Origin of the sequence: Citricoccus sp. K5 (assembly GCF_902506195.1) — a bacterium.
GTDB lineage: Bacteria > Actinomycetota > Actinomycetes > Actinomycetales > Micrococcaceae > Citricoccus.
Genome location: NZ_LR732817.1, coordinates 3139067 through 3151518, shown reverse-complemented (window position 1 = coordinate 3151518; position 12452 = coordinate 3139067). Strand labels below are relative to the sequence as shown.

Annotated in this window: 11 protein-coding genes; 4 read left to right on the top strand and 7 right to left on the bottom strand. The window is 69.6% G+C overall.

Annotation, left to right across the window (positions count from 1 at the left end; genetic code table 11):
* Nucleotides 1-161 precede the first annotated feature (161 nt).
* Nucleotides 162-1667, top strand: coding sequence for an FAD-dependent oxidoreductase (locus BOSE125_RS14165; protein WP_159553550.1), 1506 nt, complete (start codon nucleotides 162-164; stop codon nucleotides 1665-1667).
* A 165-nt stretch (nucleotides 1668-1832) separates the two neighbouring features.
* Here BOSE125_RS14165 and BOSE125_RS14160 read toward each other — a convergent pair whose 3' ends face one another.
* Nucleotides 1833-2732, bottom strand: a complete 900-nt coding sequence (locus tag BOSE125_RS14160; protein ID WP_159553548.1) for an amidohydrolase family protein — start codon at nucleotides 2730-2732, stop codon at nucleotides 1833-1835.
* Between the two features lie 142 nt (nucleotides 2733-2874).
* Here BOSE125_RS14160 and BOSE125_RS14155 point away from each other — a divergent pair, with 142 nt between their 5' ends.
* Nucleotides 2875-5541 carry a hypothetical protein gene (locus tag BOSE125_RS14155; RefSeq protein WP_159553546.1) on the top strand — a complete coding sequence of 889 codons (2667 nt, stop codon included), beginning with the start codon at nucleotides 2875-2877 and terminating at the stop codon, nucleotides 5539-5541.
* A gap of 109 nt (nucleotides 5542-5650) precedes the next feature.
* Here BOSE125_RS14155 and BOSE125_RS14150 read toward each other — a convergent pair whose 3' ends face one another.
* The 4 genes from BOSE125_RS14150 to BOSE125_RS14135 form a co-directional block, all read right to left on the bottom strand.
* Nucleotides 5651-6352, bottom strand: coding sequence for a C40 family peptidase (locus BOSE125_RS14150; RefSeq protein WP_159553544.1), 702 nt, complete (start codon nucleotides 6350-6352; stop codon nucleotides 5651-5653).
* 243 nt (nucleotides 6353-6595) lie between these two features.
* Entirely contained in the window at nucleotides 6596-7588 is a 993-nt protein-coding gene (locus BOSE125_RS14145; RefSeq protein ID WP_159553542.1) for an HAAS signaling domain-containing protein, read from the bottom strand.
* On the bottom strand, nucleotides 7585-7932 hold the full coding sequence (locus BOSE125_RS14140) for a PadR family transcriptional regulator (RefSeq protein WP_201301216.1): 348 nt from the start codon (nucleotides 7930-7932) through the stop codon (nucleotides 7585-7587). The genes BOSE125_RS14145 and BOSE125_RS14140 overlap by 4 nt, the downstream gene beginning before the upstream one ends.
* Nucleotides 7933-8041: 109 nt before the next feature.
* Nucleotides 8042-8611, bottom strand: coding sequence for a dihydrofolate reductase family protein (locus tag BOSE125_RS14135; protein ID WP_159553540.1), 570 nt, complete (start codon nucleotides 8609-8611; stop codon nucleotides 8042-8044).
* Nucleotides 8612-8717: 106 nt separating this feature from the next.
* Here BOSE125_RS14135 and BOSE125_RS14130 point away from each other — a divergent pair, with 106 nt between their 5' ends.
* Complete coding sequence (locus BOSE125_RS14130) at nucleotides 8718-9779, top strand: MsnO8 family LLM class oxidoreductase (protein ID WP_159553538.1); 1062 nt, start codon at nucleotides 8718-8720, stop codon at nucleotides 9777-9779.
* A gap of 2 nt (nucleotides 9780-9781) precedes the next feature.
* On the opposite strand, the gene BOSE125_RS14125 is transcribed toward BOSE125_RS14130, so the two are convergent.
* The gene (locus BOSE125_RS14125; protein WP_159553536.1) at nucleotides 9782-10216 is read right to left on the bottom strand and encodes an OsmC family peroxiredoxin; all 435 of its coding nucleotides are present in this window, start codon (nucleotides 10214-10216) and stop codon (nucleotides 9782-9784) included.
* Nucleotides 10217-10429: 213 nt separating this feature from the next.
* On the opposite strand from BOSE125_RS14125, the gene BOSE125_RS14120 reads away from it, so the two are divergent.
* Nucleotides 10430-11263, top strand: coding sequence for a hypothetical protein (locus BOSE125_RS14120; protein WP_159553534.1), 834 nt, complete (start codon nucleotides 10430-10432; stop codon nucleotides 11261-11263).
* 60 nt (nucleotides 11264-11323) lie between these two features.
* Here BOSE125_RS14120 and BOSE125_RS14115 read toward each other — a convergent pair whose 3' ends face one another.
* Nucleotides 11324-12319 (bottom strand): NADP-dependent oxidoreductase, encoded by a 996-nt coding sequence (locus BOSE125_RS14115; RefSeq protein ID WP_159553532.1) that lies wholly within the window; start codon nucleotides 12317-12319, stop codon nucleotides 11324-11326.
* Nucleotides 12320-12452: the final 133 nt, after the last annotated feature.

The following is a 12452-nucleotide window of genomic DNA, read 5'->3' as shown; positions in this document are numbered from 1 at the left end:
TCGCCTTTCCGTGCCACTGGAACGCTCGGCCTCAGGCGGCAAAGCCGCTGTGGTGCCCGAGGATGCCATGGTGTCATGCTGGCACGGTGGCGCCGGCCGTCCGCGACTTCCCGGACTCGTCGCCGTAGCGTACCGAGAACCGGAGCAGAGAGGCGAGCAGCGTGCATTCACTATGGCTGGACACCCACCCCGTCCCCGCCGCCGGGGCGGACGAGTTCGTCCCGGGGACCGACTATGACACGGTGGTGGCCGGCGCCGGCCTGACCGGCCTGACCACGGCGGTGCTCCTGGCACGTGCGGGCCAGCGGGTTGCCGTGCTGGAGGCCCGCACGGTGGGGGCGGCGACGACCGGCAACACCACGGCCAAGCTGTCCCTGTTGCAGGGCACCACCCTCTCCAAGATCAGCCGGCACCAGTCGGACCGGGTCCTGCGGGCCTACGTGGAGGGCAACCGCGAGGGCCAGTCATGGCTGTTGCGGTACCTCGAGGAGCGCGGCGTCCCGTTTCAGAGGCGCCGGGCCTACACCTACGCCACCAGCCCCCAGGGCACGGAGGCCCTGCGGCGCGAACAGCAGGCTGCCGAGACCGCCGGCCTTCCGATCACGTGGACGGACGAGACCGAGCTGCCGTTCCCCGTGGCCGGAGCGATCGTCCTCGAGGACCAGGCCCAGTTCCATCCGATGGAGGTCCTGGGCGCCCTGGCCACCGAGTTGCGCGAGCGCGGCGGGACCCTGATCCAGGGTGTCCGCGTCACCGGGGCCGGGATCGGCTCCCCCCTCACCGTGGAGACCACCCACGGAGAGGTGCAGGCCGACCACCTCGTGCTCGCCACAGGGACACCAGTCCTGGACCGCGGCGGTTACTTCGCCAAGCTCCTGCCCCAGCGGTCCTATGCCCAGGCCTACCGCCTCCCCGGATCACCGAAAGGCATGCCACAGGGGATGTACCTCAGCGCGGACGCCCCCTCCCGATCCCTGCGCACCGCACCCCTCGGCGACGAGGAGTTGCTGCTGGTAGGCGGCAACGGTCACGTGGTCGGCCGGCAGGATTCGCCTCGGGCCGCAGTGGAGGACCTCGAGGCGTGGACCGCGGAGCACTTCCCCGGTGCTCAGCGCACCCACTCCTGGGCCGCACAGGACTACCGCTCGGCCAACCTCATCCCCTTCGTCGGCACGCTGCCGCGCGGAGGCGGCGGGATCTACCTGGCCACCGGCTACAACAAGTGGGGCATGACCAACGCCGTGGCGGCGGCGCTGGCCATCACCGCCGAGTTGCTGGGCGGCCAGATCCCCTGGGCCACCACCCTCGGCCGGCGGCTCACCACCCCGTCCGACCTGCTGACCGGGCTGAAGGACACCCTCGGCGTCGGCAGGGAGGCGACCACCGGCTGGGCCTCGGCCGAACTGCACCCGCTGCCGGAGAGCCCCCCGGCCGAGGGTGAGGCGATCGTCGGCCGTCAGGGCACCACTCCCGTGGGGGTGTCCACCGTGGACGGCACCACCCGAAAGGTCTCGGCGGTGTGCCCACACCTGGGCGGAGTCCTGCGGTGGAACGATGCGGAGTGTTCCTGGGACTGCCCGCTGCACGGATCCCGGTTCAGTGCCGACGGGGCCCTGCTGGAGGGTCCGGCCGTCCGGGACCTGCCCACCGTTCCCCGCTCCGACTGACCCATTGCCCGGCTCCGGACCCGGAGCCGGGATCCCGTCCCGAGCGTTCCGGCGTCAGCCCTGCGCGGCCGCCCGCGCGGCGACCCGCCGTCCGCTCTCTCAGCGGCTCACGCACGGTCGCCTCCGCACGGTGCTGGGGCGGAGGCCACGCACATACCGGGGTGGTCAGTGGCCGAGCAGACGGCGCGGGGTGTTCCACAGGACGTTGCGCATCCACTCGTCCCCGAGTCCCCAGCCCACGAGGGCCTCGATCTGGTGGCTGTAGGGGTAGGGGATCGAGGGGAAGTCCGTGCCGAAGACCACCTTGCCGTCCAGTGCGGCCATGCTCTCCGGGTAGTCCGCCGGGATCGGGGCGCGCAGCTCCATCGCAGTGGTACCTACCATAGTGGTGTCGAGGTAGACGTTCGGATGCTCGGCGGCCAGCTCGGCGAAGGCCCGGTAGTCGGGCAGGCCGGCGTGCGCGATCACCAGCACGAGGCCGGGATGGCGGTCGGCGAGCGCCTGGACGGGGCCTATCCCGGTGAATTCGCCCCGGTGCGGGCCGTCGCCGCAGTGGATGACCACCGGTGTCCCCGCCTGCTCCAGGAGCGCCCAGCCCTCCACCAGCGCGGGGTCCAGTGGGGAGAACCCGCCGACCTGGACGTGCACCTTGAAGGCCCGCGCTCCGGCCTCCAGGGCGTCCGCGACCTGCTGTCCCGCGGACGCACCCTCCGGCTCCGGGTAGAACGTGGCCGAGTGGATGGCGCGCGGATGGGATGCCGCGAAGGCGGTGGAGAACTCGTTGAGCCAGGACGCCATGCCGGGCCGGTGCGCGTAGTTGAGGGTGGTGTAGGCGGTGACGCCCAGCGCGTCCAGGCGGCGGACACGCTCCTCGATCCCCTCGCGGTAGGCGATGGGCCACGGCAGTCCACCGTCCTCCCCCTGCCGATCGAAGAACGCCCAAACCTTCTCCTGGACGGTGTCCGGCATGAAGTGCACGTGCAGGTCCACCAGGCCAGGCAATCCCAGCGACTGCAGGTAGGGACGGACCTCCTCGTCCGTGCGGGGTGGCGGGGTCTGGGTCACGGGATGGCTCCTCCGGGAGGGGACGACGGGGTGGGGTGAGTGGATCGGGTCCGCCGAACCGGCTCTCACCTGCTGGCATCCTACGGGTCACGGTCCTGAGGCCATCCGCGCCCAGGCCATCCGAGCCCATAGAATGTCACCCGTGCCCGGCCCCTCGCAGCGACCCCCCGGCCGTCCGCTGCGCCGGCGGCCCCCTTCACGTTTCCCCTTCCTGGCCGTGTCCCTGGCCGGAGTGTCCGTGGTGCTTGGTGCCATCGGCCTCCAGCAGGTCACCGCCCAGCCCACGGAACCGATCACCTTCGTGGTGGACGAGGGGCTGCCCCATGGCATCACCCAGGAATCGGTGGAGGCCGCCGCCGAGGGGATCGCGCTGGGCCATGAGCCGTTCACCCTGCACGTGGTCGAGCGCGAACTGGAGTGGGACGAGTACAGCAACGGCGAGACCGGTGATGCGGACATCATGCTCTCCATCGGGGACGATCCCGAGGACCCGGACCTCTCGCTGCATGACGCCACCCGCGTGGCCTTCGCTGGGGAAGACTATGGCGACGACTACTCGACCGCTGCCACCATCCGTGAGACCTTCGTCAACAACCGGACCCTCGGCCACGGACCCCACTCGATCATCGGCGCCGCCCTGACGGCCGCAGACCTGAAGTTCGACCCCGGCATCCGCACCCCTCTGCTGTGGGCCCCCCTGGCCGCGCTGCCGATGTTCATCGCCATCCTGGTCATGTACCGCTGGATCGGCCGGCGCCGTGACGAGCGCGCGAGGTACCGGGCCTTCGGCGAGGCCCAACTACGGCTGGCGCGGGCCGTCCTGGAGCTGGAGACCCTGCAGCTGCGGGTGGAGGTGGCCGGCTCCCAGCACGATCCGAACCTGCACGCGACGCTGCAGAATGACTGGAAGCGGGTCCGCGATCTCACCCGTGACCTGGCCCGCACGGAGCAGTCCCTGGTGGCGGACCTCGACCGCACCTCTCCGCCTCTGAAGGCGCGGACCCCGGAGCAGCTCGAGGCCGATCTCCAACAGTTCGCGGCGGACACCCTGGACCTGCAGCGCCGGGCCGACGTCCTGGCCCAGGCCGCCGAGGTCCGCTCCGGCCATGCCGGGACCCGGTCCGTCCTGGATCGGCTTGCGCTGCCGCTGCTCCAGTCCATCGACGAGGTGCTCGCGCATCATGACCGCTACCCGTCCGAGGCGCGCGCCCTGGAGGCACACCGAGCGCGCCTGTTGGCCATCGCCCAGGAGGTCGCGGACCAGCACGCGGACGAACAGGCTGCGGGGCTGGTCTCCCGCCACAGCGACCTCCTGCAACGGTGGAACGCCGTGGAACAGGAAATCCGCGCCACCGCCCTGCGGATGTCCCGGCACGTGGCCTCACCGAAGACCATCCCGAACGCCACCCACGTGCGGACCCTGAACGAGGCGGTGGACGAGCGTTCGCGCGCCAGGGTCTCCGCCGCCACGGCCGGGGCCACCGACTCCTTCGCTGGCCTGCGGGCAAGCCTTGGCCTGGGCCATGGGGTTGACCTCGGCCCCCTGCAGGCGACCGAGCGGGTGCTGGAGCTGATCGATCGCCATGCGGAGCACGGCCAGCCGGCGCCGCCCCCTCCGGCGTCGGCAGCCGCAGCCAGGATCCCCTACGGCCTGCTCGTCCTCGTACTGCCGTTGTTGTTCTCCCTCGGGGCCGGATTCGTGGTCTCAGCGCAGATCGAGGACAGCCACATCCAGTACGGTCGGACCCTCACCGGTGACCGGCCCCTGGCGGGTCTGCAGGTCTACGGCGATCCGGCGGCGTTGGCCGGACCGGTGGCGCCCCGGGAGTCCGAGCCGCAGACCCAGGCGGACAGCCTGGACCTGGAGTACGTTCGCGAACGCATGGCGAAGTCCCTCGAATACAGCGACGAGGGCGCACTGCTGCCGGCCGACGTCGAGCTCACGGTTGCCCTCCTCCCATCGGAGCGGTACATCGACTATGCACCGGACCCGGAGTATGACCATCGCATCGCCATCGACTACTGGGACCTGCTCGAGGCGCAGCAACGGGTGAAGCAGGACGTGGCCGCAGAGTTCCCGGAGGTGCTGGATCCACGGACGGGTGACGTTGCCCTGGGCCAGGCCATCCTGCCCGTGTGGATCCTCGACGACGGCACGTACGCGTTCGACAATTTCCTCACCGGCGAGTTCAGCGTGGGCGTCAGCAGCCGCATGGGTGCCTACCACTTCACCGGAACGGAACCCACGGTGCGCGGCACCGGTGACATGGCCGATGTCTCCCTCGGTTGGTGGGTCGCCTACGAGCTGGAGGACCTCGGACGGGCCATGGAGTACAACCGCCTCACCGTGGACAACGTGAGCCCGGCAGCGGTGTTCTGGGCGGTCTTCCTCAGTGCGTGGACCGGGATCCTGACCGTCATCATGCTCGGCCTGGCCGTGGTTGAAGCCGGCCGGCGCCGCGTGGGCACCGCAGCGGTCCGCCGTCAACTGGCCGGGCTGCGGACCGACCTCGAGCAGCTCGCCCTGGGCCTGGACCTGTCCCGGTTGGACATGGTCGCGGTGTTCGGCCTGGACTCGGCGACCGGTGGCCGAGCCGAGCAGGCCGACCAGCGGCTCTACGAGTCCGCACTGGTCACCGCCTGGCGCGAGGTGGATGTCCTGGAACGGCTGCCGCGCCGGGAACAGCGCGGCGAGGCATGGGAGGCCCGCGTCCGCCACGTACGCCACCTGGTGACGACCCTGACCACCCAACAGGCCGATGTGGCCCGCCGCGCCGACGAGTTGCTGCGCAGCCAGCGGTTCGGCTGACCACTTTCCGGGCAATTTCCGGGCAAGGTCAGGACAACCACACCAATCGTGCCGGGCCACAGTGATGATCACTGTGGCCCGGCACGATGAGAGTGGCTACGGAACCGGATCAGTACCGGGCGGCCGTGCCCATCATGTTCCAGGGGCTGTAGTCCACGTCGGTGACGGAGACACCCTCGGTGTAGTTGCGGGCGTGGGCGATCTTTCCGTCACCCACGTACACAGCCACGTGGTAGATGCCGGAGGCCGACCCGTTGTTGGACCAGAACACCAGGTCACCGACCTGCAGCTCGTCCAACCCCACATATTGGTTAGCCCCGGAGTACTGCGCGCCGGAGGTCCGCGGGATGTCCACGCCGGCCTGAGCGAAGGCGCTCTGGGTGAATCCGGAGCAGTCATAGGCGGACGGCCCGTTGCCGCCGTAGGTGTAGCCCACAGAGGAGTCATTGGCGGTGGATACGGCCCAGTCCGCCGCTGCTCCGTAAGAGCCGGATGTCGAGGAGTAGGAGGCCAGCTGGTAGGTGGCACCCTCGCTCGAGGATCCGGCCGAGGCGCTGGAGTAGTCCGAGGCAGAGCTGGACGATGAGTAGGTGGAGGAGGCCGAGCCGGTCGACTCACCCTGATAGCTCCAGTCCTGGTAGGACGAGGCCTGCTGCGAGCCATCGTTGGCGGAGGCGGGTGCCACCCCGGCCAGCAGGGCGCCGGCAGCGGTGGTCACGCCGAGGGCGCCGACGGTCAGGGAGCGGCGACGGCGGGACCGGCGGGCCTGCAGCTCGGCGGCGAGGCGGTCACGGCGGGTGGGGTAGTTCATGGATTCATACCTTGATTGACGACGGTGTACGCACGGCGGTCCCCGGATCCGGGCAGCGCCCACCCCGCGGCCTTCACAGGCTGGAATGGGTCACCGTCCGGCATCCGCTGGGGTTATCGGACCGTTACTTAAAGGTACACACTCGTTATTAAATCGCAACCTTGCGGCCGCCTGAACGGCACCTGAACGTCATCCGGGTCCTGCCAGCCCGGATATGCCCGCAGCGCGCGACTCCCACCGTTATCACGCCGTGACCAGGCGCTCCGGCACTCCCAGGGTCCGCCAGATCTTCACGCAGACATACAGGTCCCAGAGGACGACTCCCCAGATGACCACGAGATAGAGCACGTCCACCCAGTCCGTGGCCCTGGAGGTCTGGATGATGCCGGAGTCGATCGCGGGGTCGATGACCTGCTGCGTCAGGACCAGCACGGTGAAGAACACGCCGGCCACCACATCGAGAGCAGCCCGGGCCGCCAGTCGAGGCCGAGTGGTGCGGCCCTGGACAATCGTCCAGATGCCCAGCATCGCCTCCACGGCGAGGAGTACGTAGTAGGCCGGGAGCCAGAAGGTCCACAGGTCCTGGTTGACGAACGGTCCGCCATCGTTCAAGTGCCCCACATAGAAGAACGAGGTCGGGATCAGCGGCACCAGAGCCAGGAGTACCAGCATGACCAGACCACCGATGGCCTCCGAGCGGGCCTCCCGTGCGTGGACCACCTCGATCTCCAGGTCGTCGACACTCCAGTTCCGGACTCCGTCCCGTGCAACGGCGGCCCGGTCCCGAGGCTGGGCAACGCGTTCGAAGACCCAGAAGAACAGGGTCACGGATCCCAGGAGCCAGAACATCGCACTGATCAGCGGCCCCACGATCTGCCCGATCATCGCCCCGACATGACCCTCGGGCTCCGTGGTGGAATACACCACGATGTTGACGATCAGGGAAACCACCAGGACCACCGGCACCAGCCACTGCAGTGAGCGGACGTAGACCGGGTACAGCTCGGGACCGATCAGGTAGTTCGGGGCGCTGCGATACCGGGCGGCCAGCCGTGCCGGGTCACCGAGCTCCTCCAGGGCGTCACGCTCGGCGGCGGCCTCGCCGGCACCGGTGGCGAGCCGTTCCTCCTGCATGTCCGAGATCAGGGCGGCCAACTCACGGGAGATGTCCCCGCGCTGTCCTTCGGGCAGATGCGCGACGACCTGGTCAATGTAGCGACGGGTCAATGCGGTCATCGTGGTGATTCCTTCCAGAGGGTGGCCATGCTGGCCGTCAGTCGTGTCCATTCGTCCCGGAGCTCGTCCGCCATCCCGGCTCCGTCATCAGTGAGGCTGTAGTACTTCCGTGGGCGGGGCTCCTCCGTGTTCCACTCCGCCTTCAGGAGACCCTGCCCTTCCAGTCGGCGCAGCAACGGATAGAGCGTGTTGGCCTCCGCGTCCATCCCTGCGGACGCCAGGTACTCCAGCAGGGCGTACCCGTAGCGAGGGGTTCGGCAGGCCAACAGACAGGAGACCACGAGGGTGCCGCGCCGCAATTCCTGCCGGTGGGTGGCGAGGGCGGAAGCCAGTTCTTCGTTCACGCCTCACACTTTACTGTGTGTCACACACTATTACAACAGAGAAGGATGTTTTCGGCTCTTCATGTGATGCCGGACCGGTCCCGTGGGCTACATCAGGGGGACACCGCGGTCAGCGGTTCGTGCCGCGCTCCGCGGGGGTGATGTCATAGACGAGGCGGGCCCATTCCCCGACCTTCTCGGCGGACCGCAGCCGCAGCCGGTCCCAGAACACGTCACCCGAGAACAACGGTTTCCCCCGGGCCAATGTCACCGGTGCCATGGTGATGGCGATCCGGTCCAACGCGTCAGCCGCCAGGAACTGGGCGGCCAATCCTCCCCCGCCCATCATCCAGATGTCCCCGCCTCCGGCTGCCGCCCGGATCTCGGAAAGGTGCCGTCCGACGTCGCCGTCGAGGATCCGCACGTCAGCTCCCGCCGGGACGGGCAGGTCCCGGGTGGAGAACACGAACACCGGCTTCCGCCCCATGGACGAGGCCCACTTCTCCGGATGGGCCACGAGGTCCTCGACCGCAAGCACCCATTCATAGGTGGTGGAGCCCATCACCATGGCGGCAGCGGAGCCCATGAAGTCGGTGATGTCCGGCTGCTCACCGGGGATCTGGAAGAGCCAGTCCAGGGAGTCGTCCTCGGTCGCGAGGAATCCGTTGAGGGTGGCGGCGGTTTCGTAGATGACGGCCATGCGCGCACGGTAACAAACGCCCGACGCCGGCCGGCAGGTCCCACAGCCGGCCACCGGTCCCGCCGGTCTCGGCAATATTCCGTGCGACGATCCCGTTATGCCGGACATGACCTCGCGCCACGCCAGCCTGCCCCTGTCCCTCCTCGACCGCGCCAACACGATCGAGGGGTTCACCGAGGCCGAGGTGCTGAAGAAGGTCATCGCCCGGGCCCGACGGTCGGAGGAGCTGGGATACTCCCGATTCTGGGTGGCCGAGCACCACGGCGTGCCCGGCATTGCCGGCTCCGCCCCGACACTGCTCATGTCCGCCATCGCCGGGGCCACGGATCGGATCCGGGTGGGCTCCGGCGGGGTCATGCTGCCGAACCACCAGCCCCTGATCGTGGCAGAGCAGACCGCCACGCTCCAAGCCCTGCACCCGGGACGCATCGATTTGGGTCTGGGCCGTTCCGTGGGCTTCACCCCGGCCGTCCGGGCGGCGCTGCGCCGGGACAAGGAGGCCGCGCAGCAGTTCCCAGAGGACCTCGCCGAACTGCTGGGGTTCCTCGGCGGCACCGGGCCGTTCACCGCACGCCCGCAGGATCATGCCGTCACCCCGGTGTTCGTCCTGGCGACCGGGCAGGGACTGCGCTGGGCCGCGGAGGCCGGGCTGGCCGTCGTCGTGGGCGGGCCCTCCCTGTTTCAGCGCAGCGGCCAAGCGGGACATGAAGGCCTTGCCCGTTATCGCCGCGACTTCCGCCCCTCGCCATGGTTCGCGGAGCCCTACGTCATCGTCTCGGTGAACCTCGCCGTGGGGGACACCCGCGAGGCGGCGCGGGACCTGGTCCTACCGGAGGCCTGGGCGCTGGCCCAGTCGAGGGTGAAGGGCGAGTTCCGCGCTCTGGAACCCATCACGGACATCCGGGCGAGGCTTCGCGGCGAGGCCGACGCCGGCCCGGTCACCGACCGCGACCGACGGCGCGTGGAGGAGAACCTCGCCTCCGGCATCCACGGCTCTCCGGAGGAGATGCACGCGGCAGTGTCGTCCTTGGTGGACTTCACCGGTGCCGATGAGCTGCTGGTGACCGGAGGCATGAGCGATCCGGCCGGCCAGCGCCGCTCGGACGAACTCGTGGCGGGGCTGTTCGCCGGAGAGGGCGGCCATCCGTCCTCAGGCCACGGCGCCTGACCTCAGGCCAGGGTGGCGTCCACGGTGATGTCCTTGACGCCGGCGAGCGCCTGGGACACCGGGCACTGGTCCTTGGCCTGGTCCGCGATCTTCACGAAGTCCTCGGTGGAGATCCCCTCGACCTGGCCCTTGACGACCAGCGTGATGCCGGTGATACCGACGCCGGCCTCGAAGGTGACGTCCGCGGTGGTCTCCAGGCGGGTGGGGGCGGTGCCGTTCTCCTTGAGCATGTTGGAGAACTGCATGGTGTAACAGGTGGAGTGGGCGGCGGCGAGCAGTTCCTCAGGATTCGTGGTGGCTCCCGCCTCCTCGGCCCGGGCCTTCCAATTCACGTCAAAGGTGGCGGCCTTGGACGTCTCGAGGGCGGTGGTCCCGGAACCGGTGAACAGGTCACCGTTCCACTGGGTGCTGGCCTTGCTGACGATCGGACGGGGCATGGAGTTCCTCCTGTTAAGTCTGGTCATAGGTCGGTGTGAGAGGTCCGCAACGAACACGAAGCGCTCGTAGCCGTATCTTCCACACCACTGAGGCCACCGTAACCAGAATGCCTCCGGATTGTCAGTGCTCAGAGGTCTATCGTCGGTACACTCGGCGGCGGTGCCCTGCGGAGGAGGCACGCGTCAGTGACCGTCCGAAGAGGGAGCGGCATCGTGTGGTTCTTTTTCCTGATTGGCGCGGCATTCCTGGTCTTGGGCCGGGGTGCCTACGCCGGGTGGAACCGCCGGTGGCTCTCCCGCCCCCTCATCTACGCCGGCTACCTCGGACCGGCCATGGTCCCCATCGGCGCCGGCCTCATCCTGATGGGGCTCTCCACTCCCGTGGCCGATCTCTTCGCCGCCGGAGGCCCGTCGACGGCCAGCGGCATCGCCTGGTCCGTGGGCTTCTTCGGTGGGCTGACCCTCGTGGTCGTCGGACACTTCATGGGCACCTCCGGCATGCCCGCCCGATGGCGGCCCCGCTGGGTCCGGGCCCTGGAGGGCCTAGCCCCCAGGCCCGGGGGGCCCGTACCCGTACCAGGAGACGTGGCGCCGAGCTGGTCCACGGTGGCCATCAGCACGGAATTGGCCCCCGTGCCGACCGGCTACGCCCCACCGCTCGGACCGATCCCCCAGCGTTCGGTGCAAGCCGTCGTCAACGCCGCGTGGGGCGGAGCCCGCTCCTTGCAGAAGGACCCGGCGCAACTCGAACTGCTGCAGCGGCTGAACCTGCTGGACGGCAGGCTCCATCCCACCCCGGCCGGATCCCTGATGGCTGCACGGCTCTACTGGGAGTCCGCCGCCACACTGGTCATCGAGGCCTCTCCGCCGGGCCGCCGTAGCGTGGTGGTGACGATCGTGGACCATGACATCGCGGTGCTCGAGTTCCGTCAGGACTGGGGCCGATCTGCCGAGCCCGGTGCCGGCCTGGGGGGTTTCGACGTGTTGCCCTACCGCTCCGAGGAGCAGATCGGTGATCTCCTGCGCCCCTGGGTTACCGCCGTTTGACCTCGCGCGGTCGACCGCCATCTGAGCCACCCGCAATCCTCAGCCAGTCACCACCACGTCTCAGCCGGCCACCACCACATTGCCCACGGGGCAGCCGGACTCGACGGCGGCCACCGCCTCCGCCGCCTCCGAGAACGGATAGGCGGTGGAGACCACCGGGGTGAAGTGCCCCGCGGCCACCAGTTCGGCGACCTGCGAGTAGACCGCAGTGGTGCGGCGACGGGAGACAGGCGCCCCGCCGAGCTCGCGGGCCAGTTCGTAGTCGGCCACACTGCGCAGCGGCAGCACGCGCGAACGGTTCGGCCCGGACTGTCCCCGCTCTCCCCTCCGCCGTCCGGCTCCCTGCCCGGACTCTCCTTCCTCGCCGCCGACCCGGAGGAGTCCTGCGGCTTCTCGGAGGGTCTCACCACCCACGGTGTCGATCACGCCGTCCACCCCATCCGGGGCCTCGGCCCGCACCCGCTCGCTCCAGCCGTCTCCCTTGACCACATGGCACGCGCCGAGTTCCTCGACGATCCGCCGCTTGGATTCCGAGGCCACGCCCAGCACGGTCAATCCGCGGTCCCGAGCCAAGCCGCAGGCAGCCGTTCCCACGCCGCCCCCGGCGCCGAGCACCAGGAGCGTGGCACCATCGGGAAGATCGAGCTCGTCCAAGGCGTCGAAGGCGGTGCACACAGACACCGGCAGGGAGGCCGCCTGTTCCGCGGAGACCGCGTCGGGCCGCAGCGCCGAGCCGGCCGCACTGAGCAGGACCTGTTCGGCGAACGCGCCCGTCCCGGCCGCCGTCGAGCCGAACACCGCGTCTCCGGGACGGAACCCGGTGACCCCGGGGCCGACGTCGAGCACCTCCCCGGCCGCCTCACGGCCCATGGGCATGGGGAACCGGACCTCGATCCGATCCCGGCGCAACCCCGACCGGACCTTGATGTCCGCCGGGTTCACGCCGGCCGCGGCCAGGCGGATCAGCACCTGCCCCTCACCGGGCATCGGGTCCTCCATCTCGAGGTGGTGCATGACCTCGGGACCGCCGTACTCCGTGTATCCGAAAGCTCGCATGCGGTCATCTAACCAGGTCCCGCCCGTGGACGGAGGCCGGTCCGCACGGCGCCGGTCCCCGATCCCACAGTGGCGCGGCCGCCGGGTGTGCAGCCTCGGACGGACCGGGCTCGAACCTCCACAGAATGCGGGC

What these genes read in the sequence shown, in the direction of transcription:
- BOSE125_RS14150 (WP_159553544.1), bottom strand. Translation starts at nt 6,352, where the DNA reads ATGAACTACCCCACCCGCCGTGACCGCCTCGCCGCCGAGCTGCAGGCC.
- BOSE125_RS14145 (WP_159553542.1), bottom strand. Translation starts at nt 7,588, where the DNA reads ATGACCGCATTGACCCGTCGCTACATTGACCAGGTCGTCGCGCATCTG.
- BOSE125_RS14135 (WP_159553540.1), bottom strand. Translation starts at nt 8,611, where the DNA reads ATGGCCGTCATCTACGAAACCGCCGCCACCCTCAACGGATTCCTCGCG.
- BOSE125_RS14130 (WP_159553538.1), top strand. Translation starts at nt 8,718, where the DNA reads ATGACCTCGCGCCACGCCAGCCTGCCCCTGTCCCTCCTCGACCGCGCC.
- BOSE125_RS14125 (WP_159553536.1), bottom strand. Translation starts at nt 10,216, where the DNA reads ATGCCCCGTCCGATCGTCAGCAAGGCCAGCACCCAGTGGAACGGTGAC.
- BOSE125_RS14115 (WP_159553532.1), bottom strand. Translation starts at nt 12,319, where the DNA reads ATGCGAGCTTTCGGATACACGGAGTACGGCGGTCCCGAGGTCATGCAC.